Origin of the sequence: Neobacillus sp. D3-1R (assembly GCF_052180215.1) — a bacterium.
Lineage (GTDB): Bacteria > Bacillota > Bacilli > Bacillales > Cytobacillaceae > Pseudoneobacillus.
The window spans coordinates 3,745,568-3,765,502 of the sequence record NZ_CP197471.1; the positions used below are offsets into that span (position 1 = coordinate 3,745,568).

The following is a 19,935-nucleotide window of genomic DNA, read 5'->3' on the forward strand; positions in this document are numbered from 1 at the left end:
ATTTTTTTGCTTAACAATAGGAACCTCCTGAGACTTATCTACATAAGATTCAACTATCCAGACTAAAGAAGGTGGTTTTTATTAGTAATAATTCATTATATTTGGATTTTTTGTCTAAATTCGGCATTGGTAGTGCTCATCCAGGAGGGTTACCTCTTACAAAGGAAGTAATGAAAGATGAGGGATTAAATCAGAATTCACTTATTTTAGATGTTGGATGTGGTACTGGCCAGACGTCTGCTTATTTAGCCGGTGAATATGGTTCAAAGGTTATTGGGCTTGAGATAAATCCTATTATGATTGAAAAAGCAAAAAATAGAATGATATCACAACAATTACCTGTTGAAATTATCCATGGTTCAGTAGAAAGCATCCCTTTTCAGAACGATTCTTTTGATTATGTGATTTCCGAATCAGTGCTAGCTTTTGTCAATAAACCAAAGGCTTTGCAGGAAATATTTCGTGTATTAAAAACCGGCGGAAAGATTATTGCCAATGAATTTACATTAAATGAATCACTAGGAATCGCTGAAAAAAAGGAGATTCAAGAATTCTATGGTTTTGATTCACTTCCCATGGAGAAAGATTGGATTACTTTATTAAATGAAACAGGATTCAGGGATATTAAAATAGCTCTGGATCACGAATCCATTTTAGAACACACCCCTCCTTCCGAATACAAGTATTCCTCAGATATAGAACCTGAACTATTTACAATCATGATTCAGCATATTTTGATGACAATGAAATACCAAGGGATCATGGATGTACGAGTTTTTTCATGTATAAAATAGAAAGGGCTTGTATTTATTACAGCCCTTTTTCCATTCTTTCCTTATTTGATTATAAGTAAATTTCTATCCCACTGCGACAAAGGCATACATAGTTTTATTTCCAACAAACTAAGACGGTAAAAGTTTAATTATTTTTAATTTAATAGTTTGTGACACCTTCAGCCTAGTTTAAATATATTAGTACATAAATAGTTTTATTTTTTCGAGGTGCTAATATGACAATAAGAAAAGCAAACGAAATAGAAACTGACTACATTCTTAAATTTTCAGGAAATGTAATAAATGAAAGTTCTATGGGTTACGCAGCCAATAATTATCAAAATTCTTATAATATGTTTTTGCCAATCATTTTGAACGGTGGCTATTATTTGGTTGAAGAAGAAAACAGAAAGATTAAAGGCTGGATTTTGTTGACTAAAGACCGAAATCTGTTAACTGGAAAAGAAATTGGGCATCTTCTTCATTTATATGTATTTCCAAGATATCGAGATAGAGGTATTGGTAAGCAATTAATGGAGGCTGCAATTAAGGAACTATGGGCAAGGAAAATAGAAACCGTTCAATTGAATGTATTCACTGGAAACCCAGCTAAAGCTATGTACGAAAAACTAGGTTTCAAAAAAATTTCTTCTGTTATGGAATTAAATATAAATAAAGCATAAGCTTTCCAAACGGAAAACTTATGCTTGACGTCATGTAAAAAAATAAAAACCACCAAATATGTATTTGGTGGAGACGGTGGGAGTCGAACCCACGTCCAAAGATATCGGCACTTAAGCTTCTACGAGTGTAGTCGACATATTGGCGCTTCGCTGAGCCTTTTGCCTATCGACAGGCGTCCGGTCAGCTAGTCTGGTTGTTCTCTTCCATTGTCCTCAGACGGTGGACTCCGGCGTAGCCTACTAAGAGTGAGTCCGCTACCGTACCACATAGGCGATGGACGGGCGAACAGCTATGCAGTATTAAGCTGCGAAAGCTAAGTTATTGTTAGTTTTGCCAGTTATTGGCTTTGACGTTTTAACGAGGCCGATCCCCTCGACTCGCCACCTAAGCTCGAACTACCCCTGTCGAATCCGTAGCGTCCCCATTATAAAATGGTCAGCAGCTTTTACGCTTGCTTGACGTCGGAAGCTCATTTGTAAGTTTGAGCTAAGTTGGTGTCGCAACTCTTATGATTTATTATCTCGTAACCTTGCGACATTTATTATTATATCACAGAGCAATGCAATTTCAATTGTAAGTTACTGTAAAATAAATTCCAATTCTGGGTAACAACTGTTTTACAATTACTTTTGACGATCGCGGAATGCTCTTTCGATTTCACGTTTGGCCTCTTTTTTCTTTAGATCCTCACGCTTATCGTAATTCTTTTTACCCTTAGCAAGTCCAATTAAAACCTTCGCATAACCATTTTTTAAATAAAGCTTTAATGGAACTAAAGCATATCCTGCTTCCTTCGTTTCACCGATTAATTTGGCAATTTCACGGTTATGAAGTAAAAGCTTTCTCGTGCGGAGTGGGTCATGGTTATAGCGATTCCCTTGTTCATATGGGCTTACATGCATACTGTACAGCCAAGCTTCACCATTTTGAATTCTTGCATATGAATCCTTTAAGTTTACTCTGCCTGCACGGATTGCCTTTATTTCAGTTCCTTGTAAAACTAAGCCAGCTTCATAGGTCTCTTCGATGAAAAAGTCATGATAGGCTTTTTTATTATTCGCAATTAATTTTCCTTCGCCTTTTGGCATCTGTCTCTCCCCCTTCAAAACGGGTTATGAATTTTATTTTACCAAAATATTCACAAGGATGAAAGAGAGCCGATTCATAAATGAACCAGCTCTACTTTAAACTTATTTACGTTTTTTCGGTTTACGTTTCGCACTAGGAGCATTTTCATAGAATTTGCGTTTCTTTTTCGGCTTTTTGCCTTCTCCTGCAGCAGCCTGACCGCCGCCTTCACCACTTCTACCTTGACTAGCTGATGGTCGACCCTCGCCACCACGACGGCCTTTTCCACCACCAGAGCTAGATGGACGGCCATCACCGCGTCTGCCTTGACCTCCGCCTGAACCTGACGGACGACCTTCGCCACGTCGACCTTGACCTCCGCCTCTTGAAGGAGTACCTTCTGGACCTTTCGAGCGGAAAATCTTTTTCGTATCACTTCTTTCACGACGAGTGCCTTTCATGCCAACTACTTCAAAATCAATCGATCTTTCTTCTTTGTTAACATTTATAACACGAACGGTGATCTCATCACCAATTCTAAAAACATTCCCTGTTCGCTCACCAATCATCGCAAAATGGCGCTCATCATATCGATAGTAGTCATCGGTTAAGTAGCTAACGTGAACAAGACCTTCAATCGTATTTGGAAGTTCAACGAACATACCAAAGTTGGTAACAGAGCTAATGATACCATCGTATTCGACACCAATTTTGTCTTCCATGAACTCTGCTTTTTTCAATTCATCCGTTTCACGTTCGGCATCAACGGCACGACGTTCCATTCTAGATGAATGGTCGGCAATTTCAGGAAGGCGTGCATTCCATTTTTGACGGGTTGCATCGTCTATCTTCCCTTCAATTAAGTAAGTACGGATTAAACGATGGACGATTAAATCCGGATAACGTCTAATCGGTGAAGTGAAGTGTGTGTAAAATTCCGTTGAAAGTCCAAAGTGCCCTAGGCTTTCTGGGTCATACTTTGCTTGCTGCATCGATCTTAACATGACAGTCGAAACAACCATCTCTTCTGGTTTGCCTTGTACCTCTTCAATAATTTGCTGAAGAGCGCGAGGGTGAACATCATTGGCTGTTCCTCTTACAAGATATCCGAAGTTTGTAATAAACTCGAAGAACCGTTGGAGCTTATCTTCCTTTGGATCCTCATGGATACGATAGATAAACGGAACATCCATCCAGTGGAAATGCTCGGCAACCGTTTCGTTTGCGGCTAACATGAATTCCTCGATTAGACGTTCCGCAACTGAACGCTCTCGAAGCACAACATCAACTGGCTTTCCGTCCTCTTCTACTAGAACCTTAGCTTCTTTAAAATCAAAGTCAATCGCACCACGGTTCATGCGCTTTTCTCGTAATATTTGTGCTAACTCTTCCATTAATTGAAACATTGGAACTAATGGTTCATATCGTTTCATGACTTCTTCATCTTTATCGACAAGAATTTTATTCACGTCAGAGTACGTCATGCGCTCTGTTGTTTTAATCACACTTTGAAAAATTTCATGCCCAACGACTTCCCCAGTTGGTGTAATTTCCATATGACAGGATAATGTTAGGCGATCCACTTTCGGATTTAACGAACAGATTCCGTTGGATAATCGGTGTGGAATCATCGGGATAACACGGTCCACTAAATACACACTCGTTCCACGGTCTGCCGCTTCTCGGTCAATTGGTGATTCCTCTGTCACATAATACGTAACATCGGCAATATGTACACCTAGCTTATAGTTCCCATTTTCTAATTTTTGAACAGTAACCGCATCGTCCAAATCCTTGGCATCTGCTCCGTCAATCGTCACGATCACTTCATTCCGTAAGTCACGGCGATTCTTGATTTCACTTGGATCAATTTCGCCCGGTGTGTTATTTGCGTGTTCGATAGCATCTTCAGGAAATGGTCCCGGTAACCCATGCTTATGAATAACAGAAAGGATATCAACACCGGGGTCATTCTTATGACCAAGGATCTCAGTTACTTCTCCCTCTGCACTTTTTCTACCTTCTGGATAGCTTGTCAGATGTACGACAACTTTGTGACCTTCCACTGCCCCTTTAGAAGCTGCTTTCGGGATAAAGACATCACTAGCAAATTTTTTATCGTCCGGAATCACAAATCCGAAGTTTTTGCTTTCCACATAGGTTCCTACAATTTGCTTAATCCCTCTTTCTAAGATGCGGACAATGGATCCTTCACGTCTTTGACCCGAAGTTTCCGAGGATATCCTCGCTAAAACGATGTCTCCATGCATCGCATTATTCGTCTCAGTTGGCGGAATAAAAATATCATCCATTCCTGGTTCATCGGGGATCACGAAAGCAAAGCCTTTTGCATGCCCAGTCAATTTACCACGAATAAGATTCATTTTTTCCGGCAACCCGTAACGGTTACTTCTCGTACGTACGACAAGCCCCCTTTCCTCCATAATCACAAGAGCCTTAACAAAATCCTTAAAATCAGCGGAATCTTCGATGCCAAAGGCTTGCTCTAGCTCTTGAACGGTTAAGGGTTTATAGGTTTCATCTTTCATATGACGCAGTAACCGGTCTATATGATTTTGTATTTCACTCATTCTTCAAACCTCCTTTATAGTGGGGTTGTTCCTTTTTAAAAATAGGAACAAAGTTTTCAATTATTTCTATTCTGCCCAATCTAGTTTTTCTAAAAACTGATAAACATCTTCGTGTAATTGCTCTTTTTCTTTATCGAGCGTTATCACATGACCAGATTCTTCGTACCATTTTAATTCTTTAACCGGTGATTCCACCTCATTAAAGATAATGTTAGCACTCTCCGTGTTAATCATGTGGTCATGTCTTGCTTGAACCACAAAAGTTGGGGCATAAATCATATCCACATTTTCACGAACTTCTTTTATTAAATTTTGAAGAGCTTTTAGTGTGGACATTGGTGTTTTGGCAAACTCGATCATTTCCTGTTCGATTTGCTCGTCTGTTTTTCCTTCTCGTTTCTTATATTCGCGAGCATAGTCTAGTATTCCTTTATACATGACTTCCTCACTTTTAATATGCATTGGAGCACACATAGGAACGATACCCTTTATAGGTAGAGTGTAACCCAATTTCAGGGAAAATACCCCACCTAGCGATAATCCGGCAACGGCGATTTCATTATGACCCTTCTCTTTTAAGTGTTGGTAGCCTTGTAAGACATCCTGCCACCAATCCTCAGGGCCCGTATGTACTAATTCTTCTGGTGGAACGCCATGCCCTTTATAATGTGGTGCATGACAGGTATACCCTCTTGCTTCAAGGTAACGACCAAGCATGCGAACATCGGAGGAATTCCCCGTAAAACCATGTAATAATAAAACCGCTCGTTTTCCTCCCTCAAACGTAAATGGTTTTGGTAAGGCAATTTTCATTCTATTTCTATCTCCTTTATATCTAATCGTTATATTCATTATTGTTAATATCGTTCATTTTTTCCTTCTTATTAGTTTTAACAAAGTAAACGGGAACATTCCAGAAAAAAGACTGAGACAAAGGGGAAGTTGAAAAGAATTTGAAGAAGCAGCTACTTAACCAGGTGTCTGCACTGCACTTTAGCACATCACCGCACTGGGGGTCTGACCCCCAGTGCTTTAAAGCAGTAAACGATTTAGGAGTTGGACGTGTTGGCGGTCTTTGTCTAGGATGGTTTCGATGAGCTGTTTGCTTTCGTCATCGAGGTCACCCTTGACTATTTCTTCTGAGACTTGAATACCATAGTAGTCTTCTCCTTTTAAAGCCGTTTTCACGAGACCCTCTGTGTCATCTGGTATCATGAATTGAGAAAAATAATTTTGAATGGAACCGATTGGTCCTTCGTCATCAACGGGTGTTCCACCTAAATTTTGAATCCGCTCTGCCACCATTGCCGCATGCTGTTTATGCTCTTGCTGCAGCTTTTGAAACTCTTCTTTCATCACAGGATCATGAACTTTTTGTATTAAATGTTCATAAGAGTGAATCCCCATATATTGTCCTTTTAAAAAGGCATTCAACTCTTTTATAACAACCTCTTTATTTTCCATATAAGACACCTTCCTTTTTTATAGTATTGTTCGAAAAAAAGGAGATATCCCATACATGCAAAAAGCCGCCCTGCTTTAGGACGGCTCCATCGTACAAAAATTAAAGTTTAAAATAAGCAACACCAATCGTAAGTAAGAAGAACAATACAACTAGAACGATCGTAATGCGGTGTAAGACTAGGTCAAGTCCTCTTGCCTTTTGTTTACCGAATAATTGCTCGGCTCCACCAGAAATCGCTCCAGAAAGTCCTGCGCTTTTCCCTGATTGTAAAAGAACTGTCGCAATAAGACCAATACATACGATAACTAATAAAATAACTAATACTGTGTGCACGAAAGCCACCTCCTGAAAAAACGTACATTCTGCATTAGTATTAATTTATCATAAATTCCCAAAGTGGACAATAGCAGAGTAAAGGCAAATAGTGGACAACCCTATTCAAAAGAGGTCTAACCTGTTGATAACTACTGAAATGAGCAAAATATTTATATTTTTTTAAAAAATTCCTGTGGGTATCTCTATTTTTATGTAGATATGTAGATAAGTATGGGGATACAATCTGTATTTTTTTAAATAACACTCCTCATAACTTCAAATAACTGTGGATAGATGGCGTGCTATTTTTCGAAAAAATGAGTTATCCGACTTTTGAGAGCCGATATCCGAGTTTCGAAAGTAGTTATCCGAGTTTCGTGACCAGTTATCCGACTTTTTAAAGGATGTTTCCGACTTTGTCACAATTTCAGCGCATCTCTCGGGCTCAGCAGCACTAAAAAAAAAGAAAGTAGCAGCCACCGCTGCCACTCCCTTTTTAAAAATTACTTATTATTTAAGTTGTAGAAAGATTTGCGGCCTAAGAATTGAGCTGTGTCACCTAATTGATCTTCGATACGAAGTAATTGGTTGTACTTCGCTACACGGTCTGTACGAGAAGGTGCACCTGTTTTGATTTGGCCAGCATTTGTTGCAACTGCGATATCAGCGATTGTGTTATCTTCTGTTTCACCAGAACGGTGAGAGATAACAGCTGTATAACCAGCACGCTTCGCCATTTCGATTGCATCGAAAGTTTCAGTTAGTGTACCAATTTGGTTCACTTTGATTAAGATTGAGTTTCCAATTCCTTGTTCGATACCTTGAGAAAGCTTTTGTGTGTTTGTAACGAATAAATCGTCACCCACTAATTGAACTTTTTTACCAAGACGTTCTGTTAAAAGCTTGTGACCTTTCCAGTCATTTTCGTCTAATCCATCTTCAATAGAGATGATTGGATATTTAGAAGCAAGCTCTTCGTACCAGTCAACCATTTCTTCAGATGTTTTGACAACACCTTCACCAGCTAAATGATATTTGCCGTCTTCTTTATTGTAGAACTCAGAAGATGCAGCGTCCATTGCGATCATTACTTGTTCACCTGGCTTGTAACCAGCTTTTTCAATTGCTTCGATGATTGTAGTGATTGCTTCTTCGTTTGAACCAAGGTTTGGAGCGAATCCGCCTTCGTCACCTACAGCTGTGTTTAAGCCTTTGCCTTTTAATACAGACTTTAAGCTGTGGAAAATTTCTGCGCCCATACGAAGAGCTTCTTTGAAGCTTTCAGCTCCAACAGGCATTACCATGAATTCTTGGATATCCACGTTGTTGTCCGCATGAGCTCCACCGTTAACAATGTTCATCATTGGAACTGGAAGTTGCTTAGAGTTGAATCCGCCAAGGTATTGGTATAAAGGAACGTCAAGGTAGTTAGCAGCAGCATGTGCAGCAGCCATAGACACACCAAGAATAGCGTTTGCCCCTAATTTTCCTTTGTTTTCTGTACCATCTAATTCGATAAGTGCTTTATCAAGAGCAACTTGATCTAAAACGCTGAACTCTTCGCCTACTAGGTAAGGAGCGATAATTTCGTTTACATTATCAACTGCTTTTAAAACACCTTTACCAAGGTAACGGCTATTGTCTCCGTCACGAAGTTCTACTGCTTCGTATTCCCCAGTAGATGCTCCACTTGGAACCATTGCGCGTCCAAATGCACCTGATTCAGTAAATACTTCTACTTCAATAGTTGGGTTACCGCGAGAATCTAGTACTTCGCGTGCGTATACGTCTACGATAAATGGCATGAAAAATCTCTCCTTTTAATGGGTTTCATTTTTTACAAAATATTATTTCTGAATTAAAGAGGTACCAGTCATTTCAGCTGGTTTTGCTACATTTAATAAATCTAGCATAGTTGGAGCTAAATCTCCAAGAATCCCACCCTCACGTAATGTGATACCATCTTTTGTGACGATAACCGGTACAGGGTTTGTTGTATGCGCCGTCATCGGTTGACCCTCTAAGGTGATTACCTCATCGGCATTCCCATGGTCAGCTGTAATAATAGCCGCTCCACCTTTTGATACGATCAGGTCAACGATACGACCTAAACACTCATCCACCGTTTCAATCGCTTTGATGGTTGGCTCTAGCATCCCTGAATGTCCTACCATATCCGGATTGGCAAAGTTTAAAAGAATCGCATCAAAATTGTCCGCTTCAATTTCTTTAACAAGGGCGTCGGTTACCTCGTAAGCACTCATTTCAGGCTGTAAATCGTATGTAGCTACTTTCGGTGAATTAATTAAAATTCGCTTTTCACCAGGGAATTCAGCTTCACGACCACCACTCATAAAGAAGGTGACATGTGGATATTTTTCAGTTTCGGCAATACGCAGCTGTTGTAAACCATTTTGTGATAAAACTTCACCTAAAGTATTATCCAAGTTTGTTGGTTTGAAGGCTACATAGCCATCCACTGTTTCACTAAAATGCGTTAAACATACGAAATGTAAATGTTTTGGATGTTTAGGTCCACGATCAAAGGAACGAAAATCCTCGTTTGTGAAAGTGTTTGAAATTTGAATCGCTCGGTCTGGGCGGAAATTATAGAAAATCACCGCATCATTTTCACAAATAGTGGCCACTGGTTGACCATCTTCTTTTGTCATAACCGATGGTAAAACGAATTCATCGAAGATTCCATTTTTATAGGAGTCTTCTACCAATTCCATTGGCTCCGTATAGGTTGGACCTTCACCATAAACCATGGCACGATAGGATTTCTCCACACGTTCCCAACGCTTATCGCGGTCCATCGAATAATAGCGTCCTGAGATTGTCGCAAATTCTCCAACGCCATACTCCTTCATTTTCTCCATTGTTTGCTCAATATATGTTCCTGCCGTTTTCGGTCCAACATCACGTCCATCTAGGAAGGCATGAACATACACGTTTTTAACGCCTTCTTCAGCCGCTAGCTTTAAAAGAGCAAACATATGGTTGATATGACTATGAACACCACCATCTGATAGAAGTCCGAACAGATGAAGGTTTGTACCATTTTTCTTCACATGGTCCATTGCTGCACAAATCGTTTCATTTTTTTCAAAATCGCCTTCACGAATGGCTACGTTTACACGAGTTAAGCTTTGATAAACGATACGACCTGCGCCAATATTTAAGTGACCCACTTCGGAGTTACCCATTTGTCCTTCAGGCAATCCAACTGCTTCACCAGATGCCGTTAGTTGTGAATGAGGATAATTTTTCCAAAAACGATCAAAGTTTGGTTTGTTTGCTTGAGCAACTGCATTTCCTTTTACTTCGTCACGACAAGCAAATCCATCTAAGATGATTAAAGCAACTGGAGATTTACTCATTGCACTCCTGCCTCCAATAATTGAAGGAATGAGGAAGCTTCTAAGCTGGCTCCACCAACAAGTGCTCCATCAATATCCGGTTGGGCCATGTATTCACCAATATTAGATGGTTTCACGCTGCCACCGTATTGAATACGAACGGCTGCCGCCACTTCCTGTGAAAATTGCTCAGCAATCACTTGGCGGATATGGGCACAAACTTCATTAGCGTCTGCTGCTGAAGATGATTTACCCGTTCCGATTGCCCAGATTGGTTCGTACGCAATAACCGTTTGTTTTACTTGGTCATCCGTTAAACCTGTTAACGCGATTTTCACTTGGTTGCCAACTAGCTCGTTCGTTTGTCCTGATTCACGTTGTTCTAGTGTTTCACCACAGCAAACGATTGGTGTTAGGTTATGTTTGAAAGCAGCTAGCGTCTTTTTGTTTACCGCTTCGTCTGTTTCATTAAACATTTCACGACGTTCTGAATGTCCTAAAATCACATATTGAACACCTAAGTCTTTTAGGGCAACAGGGCTAACCTCACCTGTAAAAGCACCACTTTCTTCAAAGTGCATATTTTGTCCACCAATTCCAACGTCTGAACCCTTTGTTGCTGAAACAAGGCTTTCTAAAAAGAGGGCTGGAGCACAAATAACAGATTCCATCTTGTCTTTAGAAGGAACTTGACCTTTCATTTCCTCTACAAAGCTTTTTGCCTCAGATAGTGTTTTGTGCATTTTCCAGTTTCCTGCAATAATTGGTTTGCGCATCTAGGTTCATCCTTTCTGCTATTCCTGATTATCATGTATGTTTTTGCCGGCATACCAAATTTTTATGAAAAGGCTTTTGCCGTAAAATCTTATTTATCGTTTAAGGCCACTACTCCTGGAAGTTCTTTTCCTTCCATAAATTCTAAGGAAGCTCCACCACCAGTGGAAATATGGCTCATTTTTTCAGCAAGATTGAATTTTTCTACAGCTGCGGCTGAATCTCCACCGCCAATAACTGAATAAGTATCAGTTGCTTCTGCTAAAGCATCAGCTACCGCTTTTGTACCATTCGCAAATGCATCAAATTCAAACACACCCATTGGTCCGTTCCAAATCACAAGCTTTGATTTTTGAATCACATCTTTATAGATTTCAGCTGTTTTTGGTCCGATATCTAATGCTTCCCAGTCTGAAGGGATTTCAGAGATATCAACGATTTTGTTGTTAGCAGTCGGTGAGAAATCATCCGCCACTACAGCATCAACCGGCATATAGAAATTAACGCCTTTTGCTTTTGCTTTTTCCATAAAGGTTTTAGCAAGATCCAACTTATCTTCTTCAAGAAGAGATTTACCGATTTCATGACCGTTTGCTTTTATAAAGGTATAAGCAAGACCGCCACCAATAATTAAGTTATCTACTTTTTCTAGTAAATTATCGATTACACCAATCTTATCTTTCACTTTTGCTCCACCAATGATGGCTGTGAATGGTCTTTCTGGGTTAGATAGAGCTTTTCCAAGTACTTCTAGCTCTTTTTCCATTAAGAATCCAGATACAGCTGGTAAGTGGTGAGCAATTCCTTCTGTTGATGCATGTGCACGGTGTGCCGCACCAAAGGCATCGTTCACATAGATATCTGCAAGTTCTGCAAAGGCTTGAGCTAATTCTGGATCATTCTTTTCTTCGCCAGGATAGAAACGAACATTTTCTAGAAGTAGTACGTCTCCTTCACCCATAGAGCTGATTAAAGCTTTCACACTTTCACCGTAAGCTTCATCCGCTTTTTTTACATCCTTGCCTAAAAGCGCAGATAATCTAGCGGCAACGGGTGTTAAACGCATATCTTCGTTTACTTTCCCTTTCGGACGACCTAAATGGCTAGCAAGGATAACCTTTGCCCCTTGATCCATTAAGTATTGAATCGTTGGTAAAGCTGCACGAATTCTTGTATCATCCGTTACGTTGCCATCCTGCATCGGCACGTTGAAATCGACACGACAAAAAACTCTCTTACCCTTAACCTCTACATCTTTCACCGTCTTCTTATTCATCTTAGAAGGACCTCCCAAATAGAAATAACCCTTCACCGCATTAACGCGCCGGGGGTCTGACCCCCGATGCGTTAATGCGGTGAAGAAGCAGAAAAGGAGAGCGGGGGAATCCTCCCCGCTCCCCTTTTCAAGTGACTAGCATCATTTTCCATTTTTTATTATAGCCGTTCCATTTTCTAATATCCAATTTGGACTAAAAGAAATGGTGACTATTTTTCAAAAATTAAAGTCCTTTATTAGCGATGTAGTCTACTAGGTCAACAACTCTGTGAGAGTAACCACTTTCGTTATCATACCAAGAAATAACTTTAACCATGCTGCCTTCCATAACCATTGTAGAAAGAGCATCGATAGTAGAAGAAGCTGGGCTACCATTATAGTCACTTGATACAAGTGGCTCTTCGCTGTAGTAAAGGATTCCTTTTAAATCACCTTCAGCTGCTGCTTTAAGAGCTGAGTTGATTTCGTCAACTGTCACATCTTTATCTAATTCAGCAACTAGGTCAACTAAAGAAACGTTAGGAGTTGGAACACGCATTGCTCCACCATTTAATTTTCCTTTTAATTCAGGTAATACTAGTGAAACTGCTTTAGCAGCACCAGTAGAAGTTGGGATAATGTTTTCCGCAGCTGCACGAGCACGACGAAGGTCTTTATGCGGAAGATCAAGAATTTGTTGGTCATTTGTGTATGAGTGAACAGTTGTCATCATTCCACGCTTGATTCCAAAGTTGTCATGTAAAACTTTAGCAAAAGGAGCTAAACAGTTTGTTGTACAAGATGCATTTGAGATAACATGGTGGTTAGCTGCATCATACTTATCGTGGTTAACACCCATTACGATTGTAATATCTTCATCTGTTGCAGGAGCAGAAATAATTACTTTCTTTGCGCCAGCTTCTAAATGTTTCGCTGCGTCTGAACGCTTTGTGAAACGACCAGTAGATTCGATAACCACATCTACCCCAAGATCGCCCCATCCTAATTGTGCAGGATCTCTTTCAGCAAGAACCTTTACTTTGTGAGAACCAACAACTAGATATTCACCATCAACTGTTACATCCTCAGCTAATTTTCCATGAACGGTATCATATTTTAAAAGATGCGCTAAAGTGTGTGCATCTGTTAAGTCATTTACTGCTACGATTTCTACATTAGAATTTTTTAAAGCTGCACGGAAAACGTTACGTCCGATACGACCAAATCCATTAATACCAACTTTTACTGCCATGTTTATTTCCTCCTTCAGGACATTAAGGTTTATTTTTTGCTACTCAGAATTCATTCTGAATGCTTTCGTAACAATCCAAATAGTATGGTGTTACTTTAATATTTAAATGAATCAGATTGGACACTAAATCCATCTAATCCATTAACAAGCTTTTGGCTGCCCCTTCATCCGTTACCAATATCGTTGAAGACGGAGCTTTCTGCATGTAGGCTCTAATCGCTTTAGCCTTTGAAGCACCTCCGGCGACAGCAATCACATTCGGCATCTGATCTAAATCACTAAGTTGAAGACCCACAGTTAATACCTTATGAACAACTTCCCCAGATTCATTAAAATAATAGCCAAACGCTTCGCCAACTGCTTTTTCTTCTTTGAGTTTCTCCATATCATCAGCATTGGTTTTTCGACGTTCCGCCATTGTTATAGCGTCTCCAATCCCGTGTAAAACCATGCTTGCAGACCGAATAATTTCTACTACCTCTTTAATCATCGGTTCCTTCATAAAGGAGGCATAAATTTCTTCGCTTACTTGATCAGGGACATAGAAAACTCGATGTTTTTGTTTCGTATTGGTTGCCATAATCGAGCAAATCGTGTTGGCTTGATTTTGGACATCTTCACCAATTCCACCTCTAGCTGGAACAAACAACACGTCGCCTGAAACGATATCAGGGGTTAACTTATCAGCGACAGCTGCCATTGTGGTTCCACCAGTTACTGCAATTATATTTTTTTCTGACCCCGATTCCTTCATGTTTGAAGGAAATAAGACCTTTATTCCAGAAGCACATGCCCTGCCTAATTCGCTTTTAATCCAAGGAGATTCATCGCTGTCACCAGGGACCACAACTACTTTGCGAATATGAAACATAGACTGTAATTTAGCTTCCATTACATCAATTCCTGCTGCCTCTCTCATGACGCTTTCAAGTTTTTCGAGCAAATCTTTACCAATCGAGGTTAATTCCATCCCAACACTCGTAACCGATAAAAGATTTTGATCCTTTAAAAACTCGACTTCACTTCGCAACACACGTTCAGTGAGACCTAAACTTTGTGCTAAGCTTCGTCTTCCTACAGGCTGCATGCGATTTATGTAACGTAGGATGAGGTAGCGTTTTTCCATGACTTGAAGCAGGTCAGGTATTAATTTTTTTTGAATATTAATTAATGAGTACATCAGACAAGAACTCCTTCATGTCTTGCATTCAGACTAGTTTATCCGAGAGAATTTAGCAGAGTTCATAATAACTATGGATTTGGTAAAACTAAATTCAAAGTCTAAAATGATTCCCTGGTCTAAAAATGTCCCTCCAAGACAAATTATGTCCCACTTACATTAAAAAAAATCACCCCTGCTACAATAAACATTTTAACAGGAGTGAAAACTAGTTTCAAGCTATAATATCTGGCTTTTTTCATGTAAACGGTTTCTTATGACATTTTTGTTAACATGCCCATATTCAACCTCTTCCCTATCAATTTCGACAACCGGAATCATTAAGCCATATTTTTCTGTTAATTCATCACTTTCATCGATATCTCTTTCGATATAGATAAAATCCATTTCGAGTTTAATCTCTTCTATTACGGCTTTGGCTTTATCACATAACGGGCATTTATTTCTCGTATAAAAAGTAAGAGTGGGTTTGTTCATTATTTTTACTCCTTTAACCATCATATCTTCTTCGTTTGGAAGAAGAAGCAATTCCTAATTGATCACGATATTTAGCAACCGTTCTTCGAGAAACCACAATTCCATCATTGTCTTTTAAAAGAGAAACGATTTCTTGATCAGAGAGTGGTTTTTGTTTATTTTCATTTTCAATGAGTTTTGTAAGAGCATTTTTCACTTGAGTCGAGGAAGCCGATTCATCATTGGTTGTTTGAATCGTGCTTGTGAAAAATGATTTTAATCCGTAAATCCCAAAAGGGGTTTGAACATATTTTTCACGAACTGCCCGACTGACCGTCGATTCATGAACCTCAATTTCATCTGCCACTTCCTTCATCGTCATCGGCTTTAATTTCGAGGGTCCATTTTGAAAAAATCCAGGCTGTTTTTCAACGATTTTGAGGGCAACCTTTTGAAGGGTCTCTTTTCTTTGTTCCAGACTGCTCATTAGCCAATGATAATTTTGCACTTGATGATCGATATAGTGAGCAACATTCTTATCAACGTCATTGGCATATTGTTGATAGTATGTCTCGTTAAAAGAAATCTTTGGAAGTTGTTCGTCAAACACGGTAATCATGTATTCTTTACCATCCCAGCTGACAACGATATCTGGAACGATAAAGGCCGTATGGTCCGTTTTATAAGCAGCCCCTGGTTTGGGGTCCAATGTTATAATAAGGTCAAAAGCTGATTGAATCTCAGTTAAACTTACCTTTAGTTCTTTGGCAAGTTCCTTCCATTTCTTTTCCGCAAAGGGTTCAAAATGGAATTCTACAAGAGTGACGGCTAAAGAATGGGGTGTGGGCATCCTTTTTAATTGAAGCAACAAACACTCTTGCAAGGATCGCGCTGCTATCCCAGCAGGCTCCATCGCTTGAAGAATCATCAAGCATTTTTCCTTGTACGCTTGTGGGAGATCTATCTGTACAGCATCCTCCAATAGGTAACCATTTTCATCGATATAATAAATGAATTTTTCAAGGAATGGCCTTAGAGGTTTAATCTCATCAATTAGTGGTATTTGTGACATTAAGTGGTCCACAATGGACTTTTTAGTGTCACCCAATTGTTCCAACCAATTTTGTTCAATGGTTTGGATCGAATTTTGCGTTTTGGTCTTTTTCTTTCGTTCTTTAAGGGGATTAACAGGAACTATTGCCGGTTCTATTTGAATAAATGGATTTTCCAACGCTTTGTTTTCTAGAAATTCGGTGAGTTCTTGTGTAGAATATTGCAACAACGCAATCGCTTGGGAAAGCTCTTGTGTCATCGTTAATTTTAAGCTTTGTTGTTGAAATAGCCCCTGTTTAAAATTCATTCTACCCTCACCCCCAACCCTTATTTTACAATATTGAATGGAATTGGTGAATGGGAAGAAATTGGAAGGGTTTACATAAATAAAATGATCGGGGGTGTTATTAGTGGGAGTTAGATTGGAATCTAGACTTAGTCGCATTTTAAAAGAGAGAAATATAACCGAAGAACAATTAGTTGAGATGACCGGAATCACGTTAACTAAAATCAAAAGAATATTAAAAGAAGAAAATGAAAAAATTTACCTCGAAGAAATAGCTGAGATTGCTTTCGCTTTAAAGATAACCGATTTAAATGAAATATATAAAATAATAAGGTATTAATTAAAAACGCCTCTATGATAAATGCATAGAGGCTGGTTGGAACGCCCTCGGAGGGAATCGAACCCCCATTTTAAGAACCGGAATCTTACGTGCTATCCGTTACACCACGAGGACATATAACAGTCGCTTTCCTATTATATAAGAGGTTTACCCTCTTTGCAAGAAGAAACAGGGTTCGAAGCTAAATCTACGTTGATTAAAACAACTATTTTTAGGGTATGATGGATAAAGGATTTTTCGGTTATGAAAGTTGTCGAACGAAATCATCATTTTAAAGATTCGAATTGTTTGACCTTAATTGACCATCAGTGTATGATAACAATACATAACTACTCTTATTTTAAAGGAGGAAATAAAAGATGAATTTGATACCTACAGTTATTGAGCAAACCAATCGTGGCGAAAGAGCCTATGATATTTACTCTCGTCTTTTAAAAGACCGTATTATCATGTTAGGAAGCGCTATTGATGATCATGTTGCAAACAGTATCGTAGCCCAATTACTTTTCCTAGAAGCAGATAATCCTGAAAAAGATATATCCCTTTACATTAACAGTCCTGGCGGAAGCATTACTGCTGGTATGGCGATTTATGACACGATGCAATTTATTAAGCCAAATGTTCAAACCATTTGTATCGGTATGGCAGCATCCATGGGTGCTTTCTTACTTGCGGCTGGTGAAAAAGGTAAACGTTATGCATTACCAAACGCTGAAGTGATGATTCACCAACCACTTGGCGGAGCACAAGGTCAAGCGACTGAAATTGAAATCGCAGCGAAGCGTATTCTTTTCTTACGTGATAAGTTAAACGGTATTTTAGCTGAGCGTACAGGTCAACCAATGGAAACGATCGCAAAGGATACTGACCGCGATAATTTCATGACCGCTGAAGTAGCAAAAGAATATGGTTTAATTGACCATATCATTACACGTAACGAATTAGTTGATAAGAAAAAAACTGAGAAATAATATAGTATAGGGACTAAGGCTTCTGCCTAGTCCCTTTTTTGTTTCTATAAGAAAAGTTAGTTTCGGAGTACAAATTATTAAAAAACAATGGTTTTCACAATTGACTTGTAATTGCACAAAAATAGGCACCTTCGACTCGATAGCGGATCGTGCGTCCTATACGAGTGAGAAAACACCCATATTTTAATAATAACGGATGGTAGGTCCGATAAATTTATCTCTATTTTTTATAGGACACTGAGTACGCTATTTGTGTCAATTATGCTATTTTGGAAGAGTTATCGGACACAGGGTACGCTATCGGCTTATAATGGAGCAGAAACGGGCACCTTTTACCCTGATAGCGGATCGTGTGTCCTATACGAGCGTGAAAACACCTATATTTTTAGGAATAACGGATTGTATGTCCGATAAATTTATCTCTATTTTTTATAGGACACTGAGTACGCTATTTGTGTCAATTACTCTATTTTGGAGTAGTTATAGGACACAGAATACGTTATCGGCTTAGAATGGAGCAGATATGGGCATCTTTTACCTCAATAGCGGATCGTGTGTCCTATACGAGCGTGAAAACACCTATATTTTTAGCAATAGGGATTGTATGTCCTATAAATGTTTTCTCTCATTTTTGCGGACACAGGGTACGCTAATTAGGTCTAACGTTCACCAGTGTGATTTCCTTTACGAATTATATAATTGCCGCTTTTACTTATGAATCACAACGATAAAAGCAGTTCAATTTAGGGTACGAAAAAACATTTTGCACCTAAAAAACAAAAGACTAAGCATATATAATGCCTAGTCTTTTGATCTATTTACGCTTCTTGTTCGATAAACTTCGCAAGAGCGGCTAAAGCTTCTGTTTCATCATGACCATCTGTTGAAATGGTAATCGTTGAACCTGAGCTAATCGCTAAACTCATTAAACCCATGATACTTTTCGCATTTACCTTTTTTCCGTCCTTCTCTAAAAACACATCTGATGAAAAACGGTTAGCTTCCTGTACAAACTGTGCTGCTGGTCTTGCTTGTAAACCTGTTTTTAGTTTTACCTCAACTTGTCTCTCAACCATACTTAACTTCCTCCCTAATGAATCCTATTTATTATTTATCTCAATTTGAGATTGTTTCTCCTGAACGTAGCTTTTCAGCAATTTCATCAATTTTTCTTAGGCGATGATTGATTCCTGATTTACTAATGGCGCCACCAGACATCATTTCACCTAATTCCTTTAATGTAACATCTTGATATTGAACACGCAGCTCTGCTATTTCCCTTAACTTATCTGGCAAAATATGTAGACCAACGTTTTTTTCAATATAACGGATATTTTCGACCTGTCTGATTGAAGCCCCTATCGTCTTATTCAGATTAGCGGTTTCGCAGTTCACTAGTCTATTTACGGAATTTCTCATATCACGAACAATACGGATATCTTCAAAGTGCATGAGCGCATTATGAGCACCGATAATATTTAGAAATTCAGTGATTTTTTCAGCTTCTTTTAGATAAGTGATAAAGCCTTTTTTTCGCTCTAACGTTTTGCTGTTTAAATCAAAGGTGTTCATTAACTCACAAAGTGAATCATTATGTTCCTTATATAGTGAAAACACCTCTAAATGATAGGATGATGTTTCAGGGTTATTTACGGAACCTCCTGCTAAAAATGCACCTCTTAAGTAAGAACGGCGGCAGCATTTTTTCTTCACTAAATCCTGGGAGATATCATGAACAAACGTAAAGCTCTCACCTAATATTTTTAGGTCTTCAAGGATTTCTTTTGCTTGCTCTTTTAAACGAACAATGTATACATTATTCTTTTTTAATCTCATTTTTTTCCGAACTAGCAGTTCCACTGGCACTTGGAAGTTCTTTTTAATAAGGGTATAAATTCGTCGAGCAATGGCTGCGTTTTCGGTTTGAATATCGACGATTAATTTTCGGTTAGAAAAGGATAATGACCCATTCATTCGAATTAAGGCCGACAACTCCGATATCCCGCAGCAATCCTTTATGTCTAACGTGGTTAATTCTTTTTTTGTTTCAGATGCAAAAGACACCCTTGTCACCCCCCTTAACCAAATACGCAGGTGCGAAGACTTGGAA

At 39.0% G+C, this 19,935-nt stretch carries 19 protein-coding genes, 1 tRNA gene and 1 other RNA gene; 4 read left to right on the forward strand and 17 right to left on the reverse strand.

What is annotated here, in order from left to right; all coding sequences use genetic code 11:
• Positions 1–110 precede the first annotated feature (110 nt).
• Complete coding sequence (locus tag ACSBPO_RS19225; RefSeq protein WP_442596132.1) at positions 111–794, forward strand: class I SAM-dependent methyltransferase; 684 nt, start codon at positions 111–113, stop codon at positions 792–794.
• 215 nt (positions 795–1,009) lie between these two features.
• Positions 1,010–1,456, forward strand: a complete 447-nt coding sequence (locus ACSBPO_RS19230; protein ID WP_442596134.1) for a GNAT family N-acetyltransferase — start codon at positions 1,010–1,012, stop codon at positions 1,454–1,456.
• Between the two features lie 65 nt (positions 1,457–1,521).
• Here the strand turns inward: ACSBPO_RS19230 and ssrA are convergent.
• From ssrA to rpoN, 14 genes are all read right to left on the reverse strand, one after another.
• Positions 1,522–1,880, reverse strand: a transfer-messenger RNA (tmRNA) gene (gene ssrA / locus ACSBPO_RS19235).
• 200 nt (positions 1,881–2,080) lie between these two features.
• Positions 2,081–2,545, reverse strand: coding sequence for an SsrA-binding protein SmpB (gene smpB / locus ACSBPO_RS19240; RefSeq protein WP_442596136.1), 465 nt, complete (start codon positions 2,543–2,545; stop codon positions 2,081–2,083).
• Between the two features lie 102 nt (positions 2,546–2,647).
• The gene (gene rnr, locus ACSBPO_RS19245; RefSeq protein ID WP_442596138.1) at positions 2,648–5,116 is read right to left on the reverse strand and encodes a ribonuclease R; all 2,469 of its coding nucleotides are present in this window, start codon (positions 5,114–5,116) and stop codon (positions 2,648–2,650) included.
• A 66-nt stretch (positions 5,117–5,182) separates the two neighbouring features.
• Positions 5,183–5,929 (reverse strand): alpha/beta hydrolase, encoded by a 747-nt coding sequence (locus ACSBPO_RS19250; protein WP_442596139.1) that lies wholly within the window; start codon positions 5,927–5,929, stop codon positions 5,183–5,185.
• A gap of 219 nt (positions 5,930–6,148) precedes the next feature.
• A complete protein-coding gene (locus ACSBPO_RS19255) occupies positions 6,149–6,580 on the reverse strand; it encodes a ferritin-like domain-containing protein (protein WP_442596141.1) in 432 nt (143 codons plus the stop codon).
• A 100-nt stretch (positions 6,581–6,680) separates the two neighbouring features.
• On the reverse strand, positions 6,681–6,914 hold the full coding sequence (secG, locus tag ACSBPO_RS19260) for a preprotein translocase subunit SecG (protein WP_442596143.1): 234 nt from the start codon (positions 6,912–6,914) through the stop codon (positions 6,681–6,683).
• A gap of 485 nt (positions 6,915–7,399) precedes the next feature.
• Entirely contained in the window at positions 7,400–8,701 is a 1,302-nt protein-coding gene (gene eno / locus ACSBPO_RS19265) for a phosphopyruvate hydratase (RefSeq protein WP_442596144.1), read from the reverse strand.
• 42 nt (positions 8,702–8,743) lie between these two features.
• Positions 8,744–10,279 (reverse strand): 2,3-bisphosphoglycerate-independent phosphoglycerate mutase, encoded by a 1,536-nt coding sequence (gpmI, locus tag ACSBPO_RS19270; RefSeq protein WP_442596146.1) that lies wholly within the window; start codon positions 10,277–10,279, stop codon positions 8,744–8,746.
• Complete coding sequence (gene tpiA / locus ACSBPO_RS19275; RefSeq protein ID WP_442596148.1) at positions 10,276–11,034, reverse strand: triose-phosphate isomerase; 759 nt, start codon at positions 11,032–11,034, stop codon at positions 10,276–10,278. Before tpiA ends, gpmI begins: the two co-directional genes overlap by 4 nt.
• An 89-nt stretch (positions 11,035–11,123) precedes the next feature.
• On the reverse strand, positions 11,124–12,308 hold the full coding sequence (locus ACSBPO_RS19280; protein WP_442596149.1) for a phosphoglycerate kinase: 1,185 nt from the start codon (positions 12,306–12,308) through the stop codon (positions 11,124–11,126).
• 223 nt (positions 12,309–12,531) lie between these two features.
• On the reverse strand, positions 12,532–13,539 hold the full coding sequence (gap, locus tag ACSBPO_RS19285) for a type I glyceraldehyde-3-phosphate dehydrogenase (protein ID WP_442596151.1): 1,008 nt from the start codon (positions 13,537–13,539) through the stop codon (positions 12,532–12,534).
• A gap of 133 nt (positions 13,540–13,672) precedes the next feature.
• On the reverse strand, positions 13,673–14,719 hold the full coding sequence (locus tag ACSBPO_RS19290; RefSeq protein ID WP_442596153.1) for a sugar-binding transcriptional regulator: 1,047 nt from the start codon (positions 14,717–14,719) through the stop codon (positions 13,673–13,675).
• Between the two features lie 219 nt (positions 14,720–14,938).
• Positions 14,939–15,196, reverse strand: coding sequence for a glutaredoxin family protein (locus tag ACSBPO_RS19295; protein WP_442596155.1), 258 nt, complete (start codon positions 15,194–15,196; stop codon positions 14,939–14,941).
• 13 nt (positions 15,197–15,209) lie between these two features.
• Positions 15,210–16,535: an RNA polymerase factor sigma-54 gene (rpoN, locus tag ACSBPO_RS19300; protein WP_442596156.1), complete on the reverse strand. Its 1,326-nt coding sequence runs from the start codon at positions 16,533–16,535 to the stop codon at positions 15,210–15,212.
• A gap of 103 nt (positions 16,536–16,638) precedes the next feature.
• Between rpoN and ACSBPO_RS19305 the strand changes: the two genes are divergently transcribed.
• The gene (locus tag ACSBPO_RS19305; protein WP_442596158.1) at positions 16,639–16,854 is read left to right on the forward strand and encodes a helix-turn-helix domain-containing protein; all 216 of its coding nucleotides are present in this window, start codon (positions 16,639–16,641) and stop codon (positions 16,852–16,854) included.
• Between the two features lie 42 nt (positions 16,855–16,896).
• Here ACSBPO_RS19305 and ACSBPO_RS19310 read toward each other — a convergent pair.
• Positions 16,897–16,968, reverse strand: a tRNA-Arg gene (locus ACSBPO_RS19310).
• 245 nt (positions 16,969–17,213) lie between these two features.
• On the opposite strand from ACSBPO_RS19310, the gene clpP reads away from it, so the two are divergent.
• A complete protein-coding gene (gene clpP / locus ACSBPO_RS19315; protein ID WP_442596160.1) occupies positions 17,214–17,825 on the forward strand; it encodes an ATP-dependent Clp endopeptidase proteolytic subunit ClpP in 612 nt (203 codons plus the stop codon).
• 818 nt (positions 17,826–18,643) lie between these two features.
• Here the strand turns inward: clpP and ACSBPO_RS19320 are convergent.
• Entirely contained in the window at positions 18,644–18,901 is a 258-nt protein-coding gene (locus ACSBPO_RS19320) for an HPr family phosphocarrier protein (RefSeq protein ID WP_442596162.1), read from the reverse strand.
• 40 nt (positions 18,902–18,941) lie between these two features.
• Positions 18,942–19,889, reverse strand: coding sequence for a DNA-binding protein WhiA (gene whiA / locus ACSBPO_RS19325; protein ID WP_442596164.1), 948 nt, complete (start codon positions 19,887–19,889; stop codon positions 18,942–18,944).
• Positions 19,890–19,935 lie beyond the last annotated feature (46 nt).